Genomic DNA, 20,934 nt, shown 5'->3' with positions numbered 1-20,934 from the left:
TCTCCTCGGCACGGGTGGCAAGTTGGGCATTCCCGGCGCTCCCACGCGCTGATGCTTCGCCCGATGGGTTATTGGCGCGACGAGATTTGCTTGTCCTGATAAAAGGTCATCAGGCTGGAGAAATCCTGCCGACCGTGACCCTGAGCCTTGTGCAGGGTAAAAAGCGCCCGGGCGGCGGAGCCCATGGGTACCGGGGCGGCGCTTTGCTGGCTGATATCCATGGCAAGCCCCAGATCCTTGATCATAAGGTCGACCAGAAAACCACCCTGATAATCGTTCGAGGCCGGGGCGTTTTCCATCACGCCCGGGTAGGGGTTGTAAACATTGAGTGCCCAGTTGCCGCCGGAACTTTGCTTCATGATCTCGGAAAGCACGGCGGGATCGAGGCCGTTTTTCACCCCCATGTTGATCGCTTCACAGGTGCCGGCCATCAGGATGGCGAGCAGCATGTTGTTGCACGCCTTGGCCACCTGCCCTGCTCCGTGGTCTCCGGCGTGGAAGATATTCCTGCCCATTACCTCCAAAAGCGGCTTGGCCTGTTCGAACTGCTCCGCACTGCCACCGACGATGAAGCTCAGCGTGCCCGCCTGAGCGCCACCCACTCCGCCGGACACCGGCGCATCGATAAAGCCGATGCCCTTCTCGGCACCGGCGGCGGCCACGCGGCGGGCGGTGTCGGCATCGATGGTGGAGGAGTCGATCACCAGTGCACCAGGTTTGATCACATCGAAAAGCGGTGCATCGCCGTCCATAAAAAGCCCGCGTACGTACTGGCCGGCGGGCAGCATGGAGATGATGACATCGGCGTTCTGGGCGGCCTTTACCGCCGAGGCGGCGACTTCGCAGCCCTGAGACTTGGCCGTATCCAGTGCCTGCGCGCTCAAATCGAACGCACATACCTCAAAGCCTGCCTTGGCCAGGTTCGCCGCCATGGGGCCGCCCATGTTACCCAGGCCGATAAATGCAACGGTGGTCATGATGTTTATCCTTGTTATATGAACCGGATTTTCAGTTAAGCGTCTTGAGCGGACTCTCCTCCCAGGGCGAGGCCAGCAGCTCGTCGATAAAGAACTGCTCGATCGAGGCAACGTCCGGGTAGGTCCAGGCGGGGTTGGCATCTTTATCTACCAGCAAGGCGCGCACGCCCTCGGGAAACTCCCGGTGGCGACAACACTGTACCGACAGCGCAAGCTCCGAACGAAACACCTCGGCCAGCGACATGTAACGGGCGCGCTTGAGCTGCTCGTCGATCAGCGCGATGGAAACGGGGCTACCGTGGGCCAGGGTCTTCTGGGCACGGGCGAACCAGCTGTCATCGCCCTCGACGGCCAGAATGGCGGCCACGGTCTGCTCGGTGGTGTCGTGATCCATCAGCTCGCGAATCAGCGGCGTTGCGTTGAGTACAGGGGTATCGAGTTCGGCGAAGCCGTTTCTAGAGGCCTGCTCCAGTTCGCGCAGGGTGCGATTGACGACGCCGTGAGCGTCGATGGCGCCGTCTTGCTGCCAGCGGGCCTGAACGAGCAGGCTCACCAGGGCGTCGAACCGATCGCTGGTAATACAGCGGTCAGCAAGTCCCAGGTGCACCGCGTCCAGCGCGTTCACGGGGCTGCCGGTCATGGCCAGAAAGCGCCCGGTGCCGACGGGCAGGCGGTTCAGAAACCAGCTGGCACCGACATCCGGATAAAGGCCGATGGTGACCTCGGGCATGGCCAGGCGCGAGGTTTCTGTCACCACGCGGTGGCTACAGGCACTGAGCAGCCCCATGCCACCGCCCATCACGATACCGCTGCCCCAGCAGACGATCGGCTTGGGATAGGTGTGAAGTTCGTAATCCAGGCGGTACTCGTTGGTGAAAAAGCGCTCGGGAAAGTCGGGGTCGTTCTCCCCGGTGATCGATTTATACAGGCTGACCACATCGCCGCCGGCGCAGAAGGCCTTTTCACCGGCACTGGTCAGAAGAATGGCAACGATGCGCGGCGCCTCTTCCCATTCAGCGAGCTGCGGGCGTATCGCTTCGATCATCTCGAGCGTCAAGGCGTTAAGCGAGCGTTCGGCATCAAGTACAATCTCGCCGATCGCGTGACCGTCGTTGGTGGCGTGCTCGTTAAACAGTACGCTACTCATTCAAGCATCCTTGTTCCGTCAAAAAATCACCTTCACTATAGCTCGCCCGCACCTTCGGCCAACACCCGGCGGGAAATAATCAGGCGCATGATTTCATTGGTGCCTTCCAGAATGCGGTGTACCCGGGTGTCGCGCACATAACGCTCCATGGGGTACTCCTTGATATAGCCGTTGCCGCCGTAAAGTTGCAGCGCTTCGTCGCACACCTTGAAGCCGACATCCGTGGCGAAGCGCTTGGCCATGGCGCAGTAGGTGGTGGCATCTCTATGACCGGCGTCAAGCCTGGTGGCGGCCATGCGCACCAGCTGGCGGGCGGCGACAAGCTCGGTAACCATGTCGGCCAGGCGAAACTGCAGCGCCTGAAACTCCGCCAGGCGCTTGCCGAACTGCTGGCGCTCCTGCATGTACTCACAGGCCTGGTTGATCGCCTGCTGAGCGGTACCGATGGAGCAGGTGGCGATATTGATGCGCCCACCATCGAGGCCTTTCATGGCGATCTTGAAGCCATCGCCTTCGTTGCCCAGCAGGTGGCTTTCGGGAACGCGTACGTCTTCAAAGGTCACCATGCGTGTGGGCTGGCTGTTCCAGCCCATCTTGTCCTCCTTGCGCCCGTAGCTGACCCCTTGGGCCTTGGCATCCACGGCAAATGCCGAGACCCCGCCCGCGCCGTCACCGCCGGTGCGCGCCATTACCACCAGAAAATCGGTACTCCCGGCGCCTGAGATGAACATCTTGCTGCCGTTGAGTACATACTCATCACCATCGCGCCTGGCGGTGGTCTTTAATGATGCGGCATCCGAGCCCGCGCCGGGTTCGGTCAGACAGTAAGAGCCCAAAAGCTCGCCGGTGGCAAGCCGGCCGCCCCACTGCGCTACCGCCTGCGGGCTACCAAAATCCGCGAGCATCCAGGTCACCATGTTGTGAATGGTGAGATACGCCGTGGTCGAGGTGCATCCCATCGAAAGCTGCTCGAAGATGATGCTGGCATCCAGGCGTGTCAGCCCCAGACCGCCCACGCTTTCCGGGGCGTAGAGCGAGCAGAACCCCAGCTCGCCGGCTTTCTTGAGGACGTCTACCGGGAAGATGGCCTCGGCGTCCCACCGGGCGGCGTGAGGAGCCAGCTCCTTCTGGGCAAAGGCTCTGGCCATTTCAGCAAAGGCGACCTGGTCGTCACTTAGTTCAAAATCCATGGCGGGTCTCCAGCGAGTTTCAAGCGCCGTAGCGTCTGGCCTCGCTTGTTGTCGTTATTGATCCGGCAACGTGCATATTGACGTTTACGTTAACTTATATTTTAAACCGCCGGCGCGCAACGCCAGTGGCCCACGACCTTCGGCGTAGGCGTGGAACTAAGCGCCACGTCCTGTGAAAATCGCCCGAGGCGCCTGATATCAACGCTCGCTCTATTTGAAGTTTCTGCGGTAGATCGCACCCAGCTCGCCGACGATACCGCTGCGAAAGCTCAGAACACATGCCACGAAGATCGCGCCCAGAATCACGCTCACCCAATTGCCCAGTGGCGACTGCGCCAGCAGATGTTGAAGGCTGACCACCAGGGACGCCCCCACCAACGGGCCCAGAAGCGTGCCCACCCCGCCCAGCAGTGTCATCAGGATCACCTCGCCGGACATGTGCCAGTGCGCATCCGTCAAGGAGGCCAGCTGGAACACCACGGTCTTGGTGGCGCCGGCAAGCCCTGCAAGCCCCGCCGAGATCACGAAGGCCACCAGCTTGTAGGCATCCACGTTGTAGCCAAGCGACACGGCCCGCGGCTCGTTTTCGCGAATGGCTTTCAGCACCTGGCCGAAGGGTGAATGCACGGTGCGCTGAATCAGCGCGTAGCCGAGCAGAAAGATCGCGAAAACGAAGTAGTACATCGTCAGATTGCTGCGCAGGCTGATCAGCCCGAACAGCTCTCCCCGGGGCACACCGTGCAGGCCGTCCTCCCCGCCGGTAAACGGCGCCTGGATGAACACGAAGAACATCAGTTGCGCCAGCGCCAGTGTCACCATGGCAAAATAGATGCCCTGGCGGCGAATGGAGAGCACGCCGAACAGCACGCCTAAAAGCGTTGCCATCAGGGTACCGGCCAGAATGCCCAGCTCCGGCGTCAGCCCCGGATAGCTTGCCAGCAGATAGCCCGTGGCGTAGCCGCCGGTGGCCAGAAACGCCGCGTGGCCGAAGGATAGAAGCCCCGCGTAGCCCAGCAGCAGATTGAAGGCGCAGGCAAGCAGCGCAAAGCAGAGGATCTTCATCAGAAACACGGGGTAGGCAATAAACGGCGCCACCAGCCCCACCCCGATCAGCGCCAGATAGAAGACATTGCGACGAAGGCTTGCCCGGCGCTGGCGCTTGGCCATGGCGGTTGGCGCCTTGAGTGCGGTTGTTGCGGGCATGGCTATGCCTCCTTTCCGAACAGCCCGGCCGGGCGCAGCATGAGAACCAGAATCATGACCAGAAAGATCACCGTGTTGGCGGCTTCCGGGTAGTACACCTTGGTCAGCCCTTCGATGATGCCCATGCCCAGGCCGGTGAGAATCGCGCCCAGAATCGAGCCCATGCCGCCAATCACCACCACCGCAAACACCACGATCAAAAGGCTCGAGCCCATGGTGGGCGCCACCGGGTAAAGCGGCGCGGCAAGCACCCCGGCGAAGGCGGCAAGCCCTACTCCGAACCCGTAGGTCAGGGTAATCAGCAGCGGTACGTTCACCCCGAAGGCCTGCATCAGCTGTGAGTTTTCGGTACCCGCACGCAGGTAGGCGCCAAGGCGAGTGCGCTCGATCATGAACCAGGTGAACAGACACATGGCAAGCGCTGCCACCAGCACCCAGGCCCGGTAGGTGGGCAGGAACATGAACCCCAGATTGAGCCCGCCCTGTAGAATTTCGGGGGTGGTGTAGCGCGCCCCGGAAACCCCGAACAGATTGATCAGCGTGCCTTCGAAAATCAGCGCCAGGCCGAAGGTCAGCAAAAGCCCGTAAAGGTGATCCAGGTGGGCGATGCGGCGCAGCAGAAAACGCTCCACCAGCATGCCAAGCCCCCCAATCGCCAGTGGCACCAGAATCAGCGCCAGCCAGTAGTCGATGCCCAGGTAGCGAAAGCCGAGAAGCGCGGCAAAGGCTCCCAGCATGTACTGGGCGCCGTGGGCGAAATTGACGATTTTCAACAGCCCGAATATGACTGCCAGCCCCAGACTCAAAAGCGCATAGAAGGCGCCATTCACCAACCCCAGCGTCAGCTGGCCCATGAACACCGCCATGGGCACACCGAATATCATCGTCATGTACGACTCTCCTCGCCGCCCTCTTGGGCAGCCGCTTTGACGGCCTGCCCACGAAGGTGCTCAACGGTTATCGGCTCAGTTCTGCACCAGGCTGCACTGGCTTTCGGAAAGCGGGCGATAGGCCTCTTCGGCGGGAATGGTGCTGAGGATTTCGTAAAGGTCCCACTCGCTGGTGGACTCCTCCGGGGTTTTCACCTGGGCCAGGTACATGTCGTGCACCATTCGGCCGTCTTCACGGATGCGCCCGTTGCGGGCGAAGAAGTCGTTGATGGGCTCGGAGGCCATCTGCTCGCGCACGGCCTGGGCTTCATCAGTACCCGCAGCTTCCACGGCTTTCAGGTAGTGCATGGTGCTGGAGTAGATGCCCGCCTGCACCATGGTGGGCATACGGCCTACCTCATCAAAATAGCGCTGCGCCCACTCCCGGGACTGCTCGTCCATGTCCCAGTACCAGCCGGTGGTGAGCAGCAGGTTCTGGGTGGCCTCCAGGCCCAGGGCGTGCACATCATTGAGAAAGATCAGAAGCCCCGCCAGTTGCTGGCCGGATTGTGTAATGCCGAACTGGCTGGCAGTGGTAATCGCATTGACCGTGTCCGCCCCGGCGTTGGCAAGTCCCACGATCTTCGCGCCGGACCCCTGGGCCTGAAGAATGTAGGAGGAAAAATCACTGGTCGGGAACGGGTGGCGCACCCCACCCACGATTTCGCCGCCGCTGTCTTCCACCACACGAGTCACATCCGCTTCCAGCGCGTGGCCGAAGGCATAGTCCGCGGTGAGCAGAAACCACGAGTCGCCACCCTGCTCCACCACCGCCCTGGCGGTGCCGTTGGCCAACGGGTAAGTATCGTATACCCAATGAATATGATTCGGCGTGCAATGCTCGTTGGTCACGCTTGATGCCGCGGAGCCGGACACCAGACCCAGGCGGTCATTTTCCGCCAGCACCTTGGTCACCGCGATGGTGACCGACGAGGCCACCAGGCCCGCAACCATGTCGACGTTGCGCTGGTCGATCCACTCGCGCACGGTGTTGGCGCCCACGTCGGCGCTGTTACGATCATCGGCGCTGAATACCACGATGGGTGCGCCGTTCACGCTGCCGCCAAAATCCGCCACCGCCATCTCGAGTGCCGTCAGCCCGCCGGGGCCGGCAAGATCCCGATAGGTGCCGGACATATCCGCCAGGTACCCGATGCGTACTTCATTATCGCTTATCTCGGCCTGGGCGGTAGTGGCGACCACCGCGGATGCGGCGGCCATACCGAGGCTTGCAGCGAGTCTCTTCTTGATTAACGTCATGTTCGTCTCCTGGCCTGAGGCCGTTGTTGTTGTGATGTGACGTTGTTGTGATGTGGCGTTACAGGGTGCTGAGCTTCATACACCAAGCATCGAGTTGAGATGCTCGCGCCGGGCGGGCAGCGCCGCGGCACTGATTTCCTCGACGATCTGGCCGTGGTCCATCACGAAATGACGGTCGGCCAGAGGAGCGGCAAACCGGAAGTTCTGCTCGACCAGCACGATGGTCATGCCGCGGGCTTTCAACTGCACCAGCACTTCGCCGAGCTTCTGCACGATGACCGGGGCCAGGCCTTCAGTGATTTCGTCGAGCAGCAGAATGCGCGCCCCGGTACGCAGGATGCGCGCCATGGCCAGCATCTGCTGTTCGCCGCCGGAAAGCCTTGTGCCCTGGCTTTTACGCCGCTCGAAAAGATTGGGGAACATGGCGTAGATATCATCAAGACTCATGCCGCCGGAGCTGACCGTGGGCGGCAGCAACAGGTTTTCGTGCACGTCCAGGCTGGCAAAGATACCGCGCTCCTCGGGGCAGTAGCCGATACCCAGACGCGGGATATGGTGCGGCTTCATGAAAAGGGTTTCTTGGCCGCTGACCACGATGGAGCCGGTACGCCGCCCCACCATGTTCATCATGGCTTTCAAGGTGGTGCTTCGCCCGGCACCGTTGCGGCCCAAAAGCGTGACCAGCTCGCCCTGCTTCACGTCGAAATTGACCCCGTGAAGAATGTGCGATTCGCCGTAGAAGGCGTGCAGGTCTTTCACCCGAATCATTTCCCGAGCGCTTTTAGCGGTTGGCGCGGCGGCCGGGGCGGCGTCCATCGTGGTATCCATCATGCGCTGGTCCTCGCTTTCTCGGCGTCGCCCACGGCGCTGCCCATGTAGGCCTCGCGCACCAGCGGATCGCTCGACACGCTGGCGTAGCCGCCTTCGGCCAGTACCGCGCCCCGGGCCAGCACCGTGATGCAATCGCACAGCCGGCTGACCACGCTCAGGTTGTGCTCCACCATCAGTACCGTACGCCCCTTCGATACCCGCTTGATCAGCGCCACGATGCGGTCCACGTCTTCCGCGCCCATGCCCTGGGTGGGCTCGTCGAGCAACAGCATCACCGGGTCGAGTGCAAGTGTGGTGGCCACTTCCAGCGCCCGCTTGCGCCCGTAGGGCATCTCGACGGTCAGGGTGTCGGCGTACTCGCCCAGGCCCACCTCGTCAAGCAAGGCCATGGCGCGCTCGTTCAGGTGATCCAGGGACTTTTCCGATTTCCAGAAGTGAAACGAGGTGCCCAAGCGTAGTTGAAGCGCCACACGGACGTTTTCAAGCGCCGTCATGTGGGGAAATACCGCGGAGATCTGAAACGAGCGCACCAGCCCCAGCCGGGCAATCTGGTTGGCCTTGAGCGAGGTGATGGGCTTGCCCCGGTACAGGATTTCGCCCCGGGTGGGGGGCAGGAACTTGGTGAGCAGGTTGAAGACGGTGGTCTTGCCGGCGCCGTTGGGGCCGATCAGCGCATGGATGTGACCTTCCTGCACACTCAGGTTGACGTCATCCACCGCCGTGAAGCCGCGAAAGCTCTTGGTCAGGCCACGCGTTTCAAGCACCGCTGCAGAAGCGGGTGAAGTAGCGGTTCTCATGGTGTGCCAGTCCTCTGTTGTTCTTGTGTCGTATCGGGTACGGGCTTGATACGAAGGCGAGGTATCGGTTATCGAGCGTCTGCCCGGGAATTATTTTTGTTAGCGGGCTGTGCATCTTTACCTGAACGTAAAGTGCAGCTTCAAACTAGCAACCTCGCGTGGATAATTACAATTACAACTTTGGTCTATCGATATGGGCGTCAGCGCTCAATTAGGTGCCAAGATTCTGTTAAATATGGGTTTCTTTCGCTTCCCTCATGTTTATATACGTGCAATGACTGCTTTACGTTAACGTCAACTTGTTTTAGCCTCAATGGCAGTGTTCCATGGGAACAGCCCCTTTGGATGAGAATTTCGATAATGAGCAGAACCTACTCGATCAGCGAACTGGCCAACGAATTTGACGTGACCACCCGCAGCATTCGTTTCTATGAAGACCAGGAGCTGCTCCGCCCTACCCGCCGCGGGCAAACGCGCATCTACAGCAGCAAGGACCGGGTACGCCTCAAGCTGATTCTGCGCGGCAAGCGCCTGGGCCTTTCGCTTGCCGAGATTCGTGAGCTGTTCGAGCTTTGGGACGAGACCCGAAGCGGCAGTGAAAAGCAGCTTCACCTGATGCTGAGCAAGATCAGCGAGCGCCGGGCGGCACTCGAGCAACAGATGAAGGACATCACCATGGTGCAGCTTGAACTGGAAAGTGCGGAAATTCGCTGCCGTCAGGCGCTGGAAGAACTCAGCCAGAAACAAGCCGACGAGGAGCGCGCCAGCGCCTCGGGTTAAGACAAACGGCACCCGACATTACCTACTCAACAAGCAATTCAACAATTCAGGTGATCGCCATGCATTCTCTCTATTCAGAACTCGATTTCGGCCTGGACGAGGACATGACCATGCTGCGCCGCGAGGTCAATGCCTTTGCGGCCAGTGAAATTGCCCCGCTCGCGGCACAGATCGACCGCGATAACGCCTTTCCCAATGAATTATGGAAGAAGTTCGGCGACATGGGCCTTCTGGGCATTACCGTGTCACAAGAGGATGGCGGCAGTGGAATGGGCTATCTGGCCCACTGTATTGCAATGGAAGAGATATCGCGCGCCAGCGCCTCGGTCGCCCTTTCGTTTGGTGCCCATTCCAATCTGTGCGTCAACCAGATCAAGCGTAATGCCACTGCCGAGCAAAAGGAGAAGTATCTACCCGGGCTCATCAGCGGCGAGCATATCGGTGCGCTTGCCATGTCCGAGCCCGGGGCGGGATCGGACGTCGTCTCCATGAAGCTTCGCGCCGAGAAAAGGGGCGACACGTACATCCTCAACGGCAACAAGATGTGGATTACCAACGGCCCCGACGCCGATGTGCTGGTGGTCTACGCCAAGACCGATCCGGAGGCGGGTTCCAAGGGCATCACCACTTTCCTGATCGAAAAGGGCATGCCCGGATTCTCCACCGCGCAGAAGCTCGACAAGCTGGGCATGCGCGGCTCCAACACCTGCGAGCTGGTGTTCCAGAATTGTGAAGTACCCGCGGAAAACGTGCTGGGCGAGGTGGGCAAAGGCGTAAGCGTTCTGATGAGCGGCCTCGATTACGAGCGCACCGTACTGGCCGCCGGGCCGGTCGGCATCATGCAGGCGGCCATGGATGTGGTCGTGCCCTACATTCACGAGCGTAAGCAGTTCGACCAGTCCATCGGCGAGTTTCAGTTAGTACAGGGCAAGGTGGCGGACATGTACACCACGCTCAACGCCTGCCGAGCGTATCTGTATGCCGTGGCGGGCGCCTGCGATCGTAACCAGACCTCGCGCAAGGACGCCGCCGGGGTGATTCTCTACTGCGCCGAAAAGGCCACCCAGGTGGCGCTGGACGCCATTCAGCTGCTCGGTGGCAATGGCTATATCAACGAATACCCCACCGGGCGGCTCTTGCGCGATGCCAAACTTTACGAGATAGGCGCGGGCACCAGCGAGATTCGCCGCATGCTGATCGGCCGTGAACTCTTCAGCGAAAGTCGGTAAGGGGGCGCGATGAGTACCATAACCACCCACATCAATCCGCGCAGCGAGCTTTTTCAGACCAACGAGGCCGCCCTGCGACATGAGGTCGGCAAGCTCCATGAGCTGACCGACACCCTCGCCCAGGGCGGCGGCCAGGCCGCCCGCGAACGCCATGAAAGTCGGGGCAAGCTTTTCGTGCGCGACCGCATCGATCATCTGATTGACGAAGGCGCACCCTTTCTGGAGTTCTCGGCGCTGGCCGCGTACAAGGTGTACGAAAGCGACGTACCTGCGGCGGGCGTAATCACCGGCATCGGCCGGGTGAAAGGCGTGGAGTGCGTGATTGTCGCCAACGACGCCACGGTCAAGGGCGGTACCTACTTTCCGCTCACCGTGAAAAAACACCTGCGCGCCCAGGAGATCGCCCGCAAGCACCGTTTGCCGTGCATTTATCTGGTCGATTCCGGCGGCGCCTTTCTGCCCCGCCAGGATGAAGTCTTCCCGGACCGCGACCACTTCGGACGCATCTTCTACAACCAGGCAACGATGTCCGCCGAAGGCATTCCGCAGATTGCCGTGGTGATGGGTTCCTGCACCGCCGGTGGCGCCTACGTGCCCGCCATGGCGGACGAGTCGATCATCGTGCGGGAGCAGGGCACGATCTTTCTGGGCGGCCCGCCCTTGGTAAAAGCCGCCACCGGCGAGAGTATCAGCGCCGAGGCCTTGGGCGGCGCAGACGTGCACGCCAAGGTCAGCGGCGTGGCGGACCACTATGCGGAAAACGACATGCACGCCCTGCAACTCGCCCGCGCCTGCGTTTCAAGGCTGAACTGGCAAAAGCGCGGCCGACTTGCCATGAAGCCCGCGGAGCCACCCACGCTCGACCCTGCCGAGCTTTACGGCATCGTGGGTACAGACCTCAAGAAGCCCTTTGATGTGCGCGAGGTGATCGGCCGACTTGTCGACGGCTCGGATCTTGACGAATTCAAGCGCTATTACGGCGATACCCTGGTCACCGGCTTTGCGCATATTCACGGCCACCCGGTGGGGATAGTGGCCAACAACGGCGTGCTGTTTTCGGAAAGCGCGGTGAAGGGGGCGCACTTTATCGAGCTGTGCGCCCAGCGCAAGATTCCGCTGGTGTTTCTGCAGAACATCACCGGCTTCATGGTCGGATCAACCTACGAGCACGAAGGCATTGCCAAGCACGGCGCCAAGCTGGTTACTGCCGTGGCCTGCGCCAAGGTACCCAAGTTCACCGTGCTGATCGGCGGCAGTTTCGGTGCTGGCAACTACGGCATGTGCGGGCGCGCCTACGATCCCAACCTGCTGTTCATGTGGCCCAATGCACGTATTTCCGTGATGGGCGGCGAGCAGGCTGCCGGCGTGCTGGCCCAGGTCAAGCGCGAGCAGCATGAGCGCGAAGGCCGGGCGTGGTCGGCAGAGGATGAAGAGGCTTTCAAGCAGCCTACCCGGGAGCAGTACGAGCACCAGGGCCACCCGATGTACGCAAGTGCAAGGCTCTGGGATGACGGCGTGATCGACCCGTTGCAGACCCGCGATGTCCTGGGGCTGTCGCTTGCCGCGGCCATGAATGCAGAGATCGAAGAGACACGCTTTGGCGTGTTCAGGATGTGAGAGCGCCATGACGTATTCGACACTGACCATCGATGACGGCGTGGCCACCCTGCGCCTCGCGCGCCCGGAGGTTCATAACGCCTTTGACGATCACCTGATTGGTGAGCTGATCGAGCACCTGACATCGCTTTTGATACCCATCGAGCAAGGCGAGGTGCGCGTTCTGGTGCTCTGCTCCGAAGGCAAGAGCTTCTCCGCCGGGGCGGACCTTCACTGGATGAAGCGCATGGTGGCCTATAGCCGGGAAGATAACCTTGCGGACTCACGCAAGCTTTCTGATCTGATGCACCGGCTGGATCGGCTTCCCTGCCCCACCCTCTGTCGGGTTCAGGGCGCAGCGTTTGGCGGCGCGGTCGGCCTTGCGGCCTGCTGTGATGTGGTCATCGCCTCACGCACGGCCAGTTTCTGTCTTTCGGAAGTCAAGATCGGCCTGTCGCCGGCGGTGATCAGCCCTTACGTGCAGCGCGCCATCGGCGCCCGACAAATGCGTCGTTACGCGCTGAGCGCCGAGGTCATTGATGCCGATACGGCCCAGGCGCTGGGCCTGGCCCACCAGGTAACCGAAGCCGAGACGCTGGATGAGGCCGTGACAGCGATGATCCAGACACTGCTGACGGGCTCGCCTCAGGCGCAGCGCGCGACGAAAGCGCTTTTGGAGGTGGTCGAGCAGGCTCCGGAGTGTGATGCGACCCGGGAGAAAACCTGCCAAGTGATCGCCAGCCTTCGCGTGAGCCACGAGGGCCAGGAAGGACTCGCGAGCTTTTTCGAAAAGCGCCCGCCGACCTGGAAGCCCATCGATGAACAACGATAACGCCCGGGAGTGCCCATGAGCACAACATCCAATAAGTTCGATACGCTGCTGGTGGCCAACCGGGGCGAGATTGCCTGTCGGGTCATGCGCACCGCGCGCCGCCTGGGGCTCAAGACCGTGGCGGTCTACTCCGACGCCGACGCGAATGCCCGCCACGTGCGCGAAGCCGACGAGGCCATTCGGCTAGGCCCAGCTCCCGCCCGGGAAAGCTACCTGGATATCGATGTGGTGATAAAGGCTGCCCGGCAAAGCGGCAGTGGCGCGGTGCATCCCGGCTATGGGTTTTTGTCCGAAAACGGCCGCTTTGTAGATGCTCTGGAGCGCTCGGGCATTACCTTCGTCGGCCCGCCCGCCACAGCGATTGCCGCCATGGGTGATAAATCCGCGGCCAAGACGCGCATGGCCAACGCCAACGTGCCGCTGGTGCCGGGTTATCACGGCGAAAACCAGGAGGACGACCGATTACACGCAGAGGCCGACCGTATCGGCTACCCGGTGATGCTGAAAGCCAGCGCCGGCGGTGGCGGCAAGGGTATGCGCGTGGTCGAGAGCCCAGACGCCTTCCAGGCCGCACTCGAGGGCTGCCGACGCGAGTCGAAAGCCTCTTTCGGTGATGACCGCATGCTCATCGAAAAGTATCTGGTCAAGCCCCGCCATGTGGAAGTGCAGGTGTTCTGCGATAACCACGGCAACGGGGTGTACCTTTTCGAGCGCGACTGCAGCATTCAGCGCCGCCACCAGAAGGTGCTGGAAGAAGCCCCCGCGCCAGGCATGACCGCCCAGTTGCGCGAGGCCATGGGGAGTGCGGCCGTGCGCGCCGCCCAGGAGATCGGCTACGTGGGCGCGGGCACCGTTGAATTTCTGCTCGACACCGATGGTGCGTTCTACTTCATGGAGATGAACACCCGCCTTCAGGTGGAGCACCCGGTCACCGAGATGGTCACCGGCCAGGATCTGGTCGAGTGGCAGCTGCGCGTGGCCATGGGCGAGCCACTCCCCTGCGCCCAGCACGAGCTGACCCTCACAGGCCATAGCTTCGAGGCGCGTCTGTACGCCGAGGACCCGGCTCAGGATTTCCTGCCCGCTACCGGCACCCTCACCCGCTTTGCGCTGGATCTGGAGGGCGCGGGCCTGGACAGCGCCCAGGTGCGCCTGGACAGCGGCGTGGAAAGCGGGGATACGGTCTCGATGTACTACGATCCGATGCTCGCCAAGCTGATTGTTCACGGGCCGGATCGCAAGGCCGCTCTGGCCACTCTCAACCGAGCGTTGGCCGCGCTGGACGTGCAAGGCGTGGTGACCAATCGAGCGTTTCTGCAGCGTTTGGCCAGCCATCCGGCCTTCAAGGCGCAGGCGCTGGATACCGGCTTCATCGAGCGCCACGCCGAGGCCCTCTTCGCTCGGCCCGATATTACGCCCCAGGCCTACGCCCGCGCCGCCCTCTTGGCGCTGCACCTGCTCTCGAACCAGACAGCCGCAAGACAGAGTTCACCCTGGGAGCGCGCTGACGGCTTTCGTCTGAACGCCTCGCAGAAAGTGCGTATCGCCCTGGCCGCGACTCTTGAAGACCCTGACGCCGTGACGGTGGAAGCCACCCGAACAGCCCCGCAGACCGGCTGGACGTTAAGCGTTCAGGGCGAGCAATTTTCAGGTGCGCTCGCTGCTCTTCCAGGCGATGCGGTAGCCATCACCCTGGACGGCCACCGCCAGCGCTACCAGGCCCAGATGGAGGGCGATACCCTGGTGCTGGCCGGTATCGATGGCGAAACGCGGCTTGGCTGGCAGCGTCTGGACGCGCTGAATCACGCCGCCCATGAGGTGGCCGCCAACCTTACCGCACCCATGCACGGTACGGTGGTTGCGCTGCTGGTAGAGCCCGGCACGCCAGTCGAAAAAGGTATGCCGCTGATGGTGATGGAGGCAATGAAGATGGAGCATACGCTGAGCGCGCCGGCGAACGGCGTGGTCGAGCACTTCCGCTTCACCGCCGGTGACAGCGTCGGCCAGGGCGATGTGCTGCTCGATTTTGCCGCTGAAGACAGACCTTGAAGACAGCCTTCCCTGAAAAGACGAGGAGATCGACATGGCGCTACCCAAACGCGTACGCCTGGTGGAAATGGGCCCCCGGGACGGGCTTCAGAACGAGCCCGGCGCCATGGTGCCCACCGCCACCAAGATCGAGCTGATCGAGCGTCTGGCCCGGGCCGGGCTTACTCATATCGAGGCGGCCAGTTTCGTCTCGCCCAGGTGGGTGCCGCAAATGGGCGACGCGGATGAAGTCATGCGCGGCATTACCCGCACCCCCGGCGTGGTGTACTCGGCGCTGACGCCCAACCTCAAGGGGCTGGAAAATGCCCTGGCGGCGGGGGTTGATGAGGTGGCTGTGTTTGGCGCCGCCTCGGAAACCTTCTCGCAGAAGAACATCAACTGTTCGATCGCCGAGTCCCTTGCGCGCTTCGAGCCGGTGCTCGAGCGCGCTCAGGGTGCCGGCGTGCGCGTGCGGGGGTATGTGTCCTGCGTGCTGGGCTGCCCCTACGAGGGGGATATCGCACCGGGAAGAGTCGCTCAGGTAGCCAAGGCTTTATTTGACATGGGCTGTTTTGAGATATCCCTGGGCGACACCATCGGCGTGGGCACCCCGCTTGCGGCCAGGCGAATGATCGACGCCGTGGGTCAGTACATACCCGTGGACCGGCTGGCCGCCCACTTTCACGATACCTACGCCATGGCGATTGCCAACCTGTATGCGGTGCTCGAAGAAGGCGTCAGCGTGATCGACACGGCCACCGCAGGTCTGGGCGGCTGTCCTTATGCCAAGGGCGCTTCGGGAAATGTCGCGACCGAAGACGTGGTCTATCTGCTGGAAGGCCTGGGCATCGAGACGGGTGTCGACCTTCAGGCGGTGATCGAGACTGGCACCTGGATTACCGGCAAGCTGGGCCGCGCGCCCGGCTCCAAGGTCGCCCAGGCCCGAAGACACCTTGATCGAGCCATCTAAATACTGCTGATTACCTTACCGACGGCACAACAACAAGATTCGGAGAACACCATGGCACTCAACGTCCCTCCTCTGCCCAGCTATGCCAGCAGCACCGCCGACAAGCCGCTGCTGGGCATGACCATCGGCGACAAGTTCGATCAGATCGCCGCTCGGTATCCAGACAACGATGCTCTGATCGTGCTGCATCAGGACATCCATCTAAGCTATCGCGAGCTGCATGACGCGGTGAACCGCTGCGCCCGAGCGCTTCTGGCTCTGGGAGTACAGTGCGGCGACCGGGTGGGTATCTGGGCGCCCAACTGCGCCGAGTGGACGCTGACCCAGTTCGCCACCGCCAAGATCGGCGCGATTCTGGTGAATATCAACCCCGCCTACCGCACCCACGAGCTCGAGTACGCGCTGAATCAGTCCGGCGCGCGCTATCTGATCTGTGCCGATCGTTTCAAGAACTCCGACTATCGCGGCATGCTTTATGATCTGGCCCCGGAGCTTGAAACCTGCGAAAAGGGCCGGCTCGCGTCTTCCCGGCTTTCCAGCCTTCAATGCGTCATCAACTTGAGCGAAGTACAGCACGCGGGCATGTGGCGCTGGGCAGATTTCATGAATGAGGCCGAGCGCGTCGACCAGGACGACGTGAACTCGCGTCAGGCAGCACTTCAGTTCGACGATCCGATCAATATTCAGTACACCTCGGGCACCACGGGCTTTCCCAAGGGCGCCACGCTTTCTCACCACAACATTCTGAACAACGGTTTTTTCGTCGCCGAGAGCATGGGCTTTACCAGCCAGGACCGCCTGATCATTCCCGTACCGCTCTATCACTGCTTTGGCATGGTGATGGGCAATCTTGGCTGCGTGACCCATGGCGCTGCGATGATCTACCCGGATGAAGGCTTCGACCCTGGCAAGGTGCTCAAAGCGGTGCACGAGCAAAGAGCCACTGCGCTTTTTGGCGTGCCCACCATGTTCATCGCCGAGCTGGGCCACCCGGAGTTCGGCCAGATGGATCTGTCATCACTTCGCACCGGCGTGATGGCAGGCTCGATCTGTCCTGCCGAGATCATGAAGCAGGTCATCCACAAGATGAACATGAAAGGCGTACAGATCGCCTACGGCATGACCGAGACCAGCCCGGTCTCGACCCAGACCGGCGCCGACGATCCTATCGAAAAGCGGGTCTCGACGGTGGGCCGCACCCAGCCGCACCTGGAAAGCAAGATCGTCGACCCCGGCAGCGGCACCATTTTGCCCCGAGGCGCGATCGGTGAGCTTTGCACCCGAGGCTACAGCGTCATGCTGGGCTACTGGAACAATGACAAGGCCACTTCCGAGGTCATAGACGACGCCGGCTGGATGCATACCGGCGACCTGGCCACCATGGATGACGAGGGTTACGTGCAGATCGTGGGGCGCATCAAGGACATGGTGATTCGCGGTGGCGAGAACGTCTACCCCAAGGAGATCGAGGAGTTTCTTTACACTCACCCGGCGATTGCCGACGTTCAGGTCACCGGCGTACCCGACGAGAAATACGGCGAAGAGCTGGTGGCTTGGGTCAGGCTCACCCCGGATGCCGGGGAGATTACCGGCGAGGCGCTGCGTGAGTTCTGCCAGAGCAGGATCACCCACTTCAAGATTCCGCGCTACTTCAAGTTCGTCGAGGAGTTTCCCATGACGGTGACGGGCAAGATCCAGAAGTTCAAGATGCGCGAAATTTCCACCCAGGAGCTGGGGCTTGATGGAGCGACGCTGTCGTGAGCACCTCGCCTTCGCTTGCCATGCATTACCAGCAGGGTCTTCGCGATACACAGGTGCTGGAGCAGATCCGTCGCCACTACCCTGACGGCGCCACACCCTACCAGCTGGCGCCGCTGGACCAGCTGCATATCGGGGGAATCAACGCCTCGCAACGGCTTTTGAAGCTGCTGAATCCGGCCCAGCACCCCCGCGTACTGGATATCGGCTCAGGACTTGGCGGCTTGATGCGCCTGGGAACTTCCCTGGGCTTTCACATGATCGGGGTGGATATTACCCACCGCTTCAACGCGCTGAATCGCGCCCTTGCCAGACTTGGCACCCAGACAAGTAACGCCTTCGTGGTGACCGGCGATGCCCGCCGGCTGCCTTTTGAAAGCGATACCTTCGATGCAGTGGTTTTCCAGCATAGCCTGATGAACATGCCTGAACTCGCCCCGGTAATGGACGAAACCCGCCGGGTACTGCGCCCCGGCGGCAAGGTGGTCATGCACGAGATCACTCGTGGGGATACGTCGGTCGGGCTTCACTTCCCGGTGCCTTGGGCTGCGACTCAGACGCACTCGCACCTTGTGACCCTGCAGGCGCTTATGGACAGGCTCGAAACCTGCGGATTCGATGCGCTCGCCGTAGAGGATCTAAGCAATGACGCCCGGGCGTGGCGCGCGCGCCAGAGTGACAAGGAGAAGTCACAGAACAGCACGCCGGTGCTTTCACCTGAATGGGTGTTTGGCGAGCGTTTTTCCAGCATGGGCAGAAATTTGCTGGAAAATCTGGCGAATCGTGCAATTAACGTGGTCGAAATCAGCGCGCGTTGCTAGGCTTGGTGGGGACTTGGCTTTTATAAAGGATATAAAAATGCCAGCAAACCGCTTGGCAAGCACCCTTCTATGCAGCGTTCTGGGTACCTCTGCCCCCTTGGTCTGCCTTGCCAATGGCAGTAGCTTCGTCAGCACCGAGCTACTCCCCATGGCCTACACCACCCCGGATAGCGAGATGATGGCGCTGGATAACGGCGTGGTGCTCGAAGGCAGCAACCTCAACAGTATCGACAGCTATACCTCCGGGTTCCGGCTGACCGCAGGCTTCACTCCCTGGCGCTTTCCCCAGTTTGATATCGGCGCGGAGATTGCGTACCGCGAAAGCGAAGAGGTCTTTACAAGCTCGAGCGTCGCCCCGCTGATCCAGGATACTCTTAGCCTGGGCGGCGCGCTGGTCGCCGGAATTCGCATGGGCGCGTTCAGCGTATACGCCAAGTCCGGACTCACCGAATGGCGTGGCGAGAACGAGCTTGAAGGCAGCGAAGGCGGCACCGCCATGCTGCAGGGCTTTGGAGCCACCGTGACCCTCAAGCGCATGGTCAGCCGCCTGGAATACGAGCGTGTGGACAACCCCATGCTCAGCCACCTGAACCAGCTCAGCGCCTCGGTTCATTTACCGTTCTAGCGTCTGGTTTCCGGCTCGTCCAGCGGCACGGTCCATATCGGAACATCCGCTTGCTGCGGATCGCCCTCCTGTTCGTCCATCGCATTACTCAGCGCCTCTTCCAGCAGCATGAACAGCTCGCCGTAGCGTCGACTTATCCCCTGATTTCCTTCGATCTCTTTCCAGGCCTCGAAAAGCTCGTCGTCATGGGCATCTTCGTTTTGTACAAAGGCCCAGGCCATCTGCTTGGCACGCATGGGGTGTACGCCCAATGCCGTGAGCGCATGGCTGCCAAGCTCCAGGGCCGAATGATAGGTTTCACTGATGACATCATCCGCGCCGGCCTCGCGCAACCGATATCCATGGCCCCGGTCAAAGGCTCGCGCCAGCACCCAGACGTTGGGGTAGTATTGCTTGACGTGGCGAACGATCTGGATCGCCCGCTCGAGATCATCGATTGCCACGACCAGAAGTCGTGCTTTCTCGATACCCGCCCGATCAAGTAGATCGGAACGGCTGGCATCGCCAAAAAAGCTCTTGATATGAATGCGCCGGGCGTTCTCGATCTGGCTAAGCTCCAGATCCAGCGCCACCAGAGGTACGTCGTTGGCCCGCAGTAATCGGCAGACGATCTGTCCAAAACGACCGGTTCCGGCCACGATGACCGGCGACTGCTCATCGAACTCGTCGGCGTCTCGGGGCTGTTGTCGGTCTCCCCGGTAGCGAGGCACCACCACCTTGTCGAAGACGATGAACAAGAGCGGCGTCAAGAACATGGTGAACGCCACGACCAGGGAAAGAAGCTCGGCGAGTTCCTGGCCGATGACGCTGTTTTGCCGGCTGTAGGTCAGCAGTACGAAGCCGAATTCCCCGGCCTGGGCCAGGCTCAGCGTCATCAGCCAGCCGTTGCTGGCACGAATATTGAAAGCCCACGCCAGGCCGATCAGCACCAACGCTTTCACGACCATCACGCCAAGCCCCAGGAGCATGATGGAAAGCCACTCATCGACCAGAACGTCGAAATTGATGCCCGCCCCCACGGTGATGAAGAAAAGCCCGAGCAGCAAGCCCTTGAACGGCTCGATATTGGCTTCGAGCTCGTGCTTGAACTCGCTGTTGGCCAGCACGACGCCGGCCAGAAACGCCCCCAGCGCAGGTGATAGATTGACAAGCCCCATCAGGGCGGCAATACCGATTACCACCATCAGGGCGCTGGCGGTAAAAATCTCGCGAAGCCCCGAGCGCACCACATAACGAAAGAGCAGCGGCCCCAGAAAATAGCCTGCACCGATGACCAGACCGATGGCGCCGATCACCACCAGCGCATGGGCCCAGCCCGGCAGGCTCGAGACGAGATCGAAACTATCGTGGCTTGCCTGCCCGCCAGCGGAATCGATACCGGACATGGCCAGCAGCGGTATCAATGCCAGAATGGGAATGACCGCCATATCCTGAAAAAGCAGAATGGAGAACGCACTGCGCCCGCCCTCGGTCTTGGCAAGCCCTTTCTCATTGAGGGTTTGCAACACGATCGCCGTAGAGGAAAGCGCAAATATCAGCCCCAGCGCGAGCGATGTCTGCCACGCTTCGTTCAGCGCCCAGCCGATAAGCGCGCCCATCGAGGCCGTGAGCATCACCTGCAGCCCGCCCAGGCCCAGTAAACGTACCCGCATGGCCCAGAGGCTCTTGGGGTCAAGCTCCATACCGACCAGAAACAGCATCATCACCACGCCGAACTCGGCGAAATGCTGGATGGTATCGGTTTCCTGCCCCACCAGCCCCAGAAACGGGCCGATGATCACGCCGGCCACGAGATAGCCCAGTACCGAGCCGAGCCCGAAACGCTTGGCCAGCGGCACGGCAATCACCGCGGCCAGTAGATAGATGAAGGCTTGAATGAAGTAGTGGGTCATTGACTCCCTCGACGCGGTTTAACGTCCTGTAACTATAAGAATGCCTTGACAAAGAACGGCGAAAAATAT

General features: G+C 61.3%; 18 protein-coding genes. 9 read left to right on the top strand and 9 right to left on the bottom strand.

Annotation, left to right across the window (positions count from 1 at the left end; translation table 11 throughout):
* Positions 1-68: 68 nt before the first annotated feature.
* The 8 genes from mmsB to ACWF8S_RS07775 form a co-directional block, all read right to left on the bottom strand.
* Positions 69-977 (bottom strand): 3-hydroxyisobutyrate dehydrogenase, encoded by a 909-nt coding sequence (gene mmsB / locus ACWF8S_RS07810; protein WP_447556292.1) that lies wholly within the window; start codon positions 975-977, stop codon positions 69-71.
* Positions 978-1,008: 31 nt separating this feature from the next.
* A complete protein-coding gene (locus tag ACWF8S_RS07805; RefSeq protein ID WP_447556291.1) occupies positions 1,009-2,124 on the bottom strand; it encodes an enoyl-CoA hydratase/isomerase family protein in 1,116 nt (371 codons plus the stop codon).
* 35 nt (positions 2,125-2,159) lie between these two features.
* Positions 2,160-3,314, bottom strand: a complete 1,155-nt coding sequence (locus tag ACWF8S_RS07800) for an acyl-CoA dehydrogenase family protein (RefSeq protein ID WP_447556290.1) — start codon at positions 3,312-3,314, stop codon at positions 2,160-2,162.
* Positions 3,315-3,524: 210 nt separating this feature from the next.
* The gene (locus tag ACWF8S_RS07795; protein ID WP_447556289.1) at positions 3,525-4,517 is read right to left on the bottom strand and encodes a branched-chain amino acid ABC transporter permease; all 993 of its coding nucleotides are present in this window, start codon (positions 4,515-4,517) and stop codon (positions 3,525-3,527) included.
* A 2-nt stretch (positions 4,518-4,519) separates the two neighbouring features.
* Positions 4,520-5,407: a branched-chain amino acid ABC transporter permease gene (locus tag ACWF8S_RS07790; protein ID WP_447556288.1), complete on the bottom strand. Its 888-nt coding sequence runs from the start codon at positions 5,405-5,407 to the stop codon at positions 4,520-4,522.
* 75 nt (positions 5,408-5,482) lie between these two features.
* The gene (locus ACWF8S_RS07785; RefSeq protein WP_447556287.1) at positions 5,483-6,706 is read right to left on the bottom strand and encodes an ABC transporter substrate-binding protein; all 1,224 of its coding nucleotides are present in this window, start codon (positions 6,704-6,706) and stop codon (positions 5,483-5,485) included.
* A 75-nt stretch (positions 6,707-6,781) separates the two neighbouring features.
* Positions 6,782-7,534 carry an ABC transporter ATP-binding protein gene (locus ACWF8S_RS07780; protein ID WP_447556565.1) on the bottom strand — a complete coding sequence of 251 codons (753 nt, stop codon included), beginning with the start codon at positions 7,532-7,534 and terminating at the stop codon, positions 6,782-6,784.
* Positions 7,534-8,334, bottom strand: coding sequence for an ABC transporter ATP-binding protein (locus tag ACWF8S_RS07775; protein ID WP_447556286.1), 801 nt, complete (start codon positions 8,332-8,334; stop codon positions 7,534-7,536). Before ACWF8S_RS07775 ends, ACWF8S_RS07780 begins: the two co-directional genes overlap by 1 nt.
* A gap of 360 nt (positions 8,335-8,694) precedes the next feature.
* Between ACWF8S_RS07775 and ACWF8S_RS07770 the strand changes: the two genes are divergently transcribed.
* The 9 genes from ACWF8S_RS07770 to ACWF8S_RS07730 are packed head-to-tail and all read left to right on the top strand — an operon-like array spanning position 8,695 to position 18,973.
* Complete coding sequence (locus ACWF8S_RS07770; RefSeq protein WP_447556285.1) at positions 8,695-9,114, top strand: MerR family transcriptional regulator; 420 nt, start codon at positions 8,695-8,697, stop codon at positions 9,112-9,114.
* A gap of 59 nt (positions 9,115-9,173) precedes the next feature.
* The gene (locus tag ACWF8S_RS07765; protein WP_447556284.1) at positions 9,174-10,343 is read left to right on the top strand and encodes an isovaleryl-CoA dehydrogenase; all 1,170 of its coding nucleotides are present in this window, start codon (positions 9,174-9,176) and stop codon (positions 10,341-10,343) included.
* Positions 10,344-10,352: 9 nt separating this feature from the next.
* Positions 10,353-11,960, top strand: coding sequence for a carboxyl transferase domain-containing protein (locus ACWF8S_RS07760; RefSeq protein WP_447556283.1), 1,608 nt, complete (start codon positions 10,353-10,355; stop codon positions 11,958-11,960).
* 7 nt (positions 11,961-11,967) lie between these two features.
* Positions 11,968-12,771, top strand: coding sequence for an enoyl-CoA hydratase-related protein (locus tag ACWF8S_RS07755; protein ID WP_447556282.1), 804 nt, complete (start codon positions 11,968-11,970; stop codon positions 12,769-12,771).
* Between the two features lie 15 nt (positions 12,772-12,786).
* On the top strand, positions 12,787-14,820 hold the full coding sequence (locus ACWF8S_RS07750; RefSeq protein WP_447556281.1) for an acetyl/propionyl/methylcrotonyl-CoA carboxylase subunit alpha: 2,034 nt from the start codon (positions 12,787-12,789) through the stop codon (positions 14,818-14,820).
* Between the two features lie 34 nt (positions 14,821-14,854).
* Positions 14,855-15,769 (top strand): hydroxymethylglutaryl-CoA lyase, encoded by a 915-nt coding sequence (locus tag ACWF8S_RS07745; protein ID WP_447556280.1) that lies wholly within the window; start codon positions 14,855-14,857, stop codon positions 15,767-15,769.
* Positions 15,770-15,820: 51 nt separating this feature from the next.
* A complete protein-coding gene (locus ACWF8S_RS07740; protein ID WP_447556279.1) occupies positions 15,821-17,530 on the top strand; it encodes an AMP-binding protein in 1,710 nt (569 codons plus the stop codon).
* Positions 17,527-18,348 carry a class I SAM-dependent methyltransferase gene (locus ACWF8S_RS07735; protein WP_447556278.1) on the top strand — a complete coding sequence of 274 codons (822 nt, stop codon included), beginning with the start codon at positions 17,527-17,529 and terminating at the stop codon, positions 18,346-18,348. The genes ACWF8S_RS07740 and ACWF8S_RS07735 overlap by 4 nt, the downstream gene beginning before the upstream one ends.
* A 37-nt stretch (positions 18,349-18,385) precedes the next feature.
* The gene (locus ACWF8S_RS07730) at positions 18,386-18,973 is read left to right on the top strand and encodes a hypothetical protein (protein WP_447556277.1); all 588 of its coding nucleotides are present in this window, start codon (positions 18,386-18,388) and stop codon (positions 18,971-18,973) included.
* On the opposite strand, the gene ACWF8S_RS07725 is transcribed toward ACWF8S_RS07730, so the two are convergent.
* Positions 18,970-20,865: a monovalent cation:proton antiporter-2 (CPA2) family protein gene (locus ACWF8S_RS07725; protein WP_447556276.1), complete on the bottom strand. Its 1,896-nt coding sequence runs from the start codon at positions 20,863-20,865 to the stop codon at positions 18,970-18,972. The genes ACWF8S_RS07730 and ACWF8S_RS07725 overlap by 4 nt on opposite strands.
* Positions 20,866-20,934 lie beyond the last annotated feature (69 nt).

It is taken from the genome of Vreelandella xerophytica, assembly GCF_968048975.1.
Note: the sequence above shows the minus strand (reverse complement) of the source record. Positions and strands in the feature narration are given on the sequence as shown.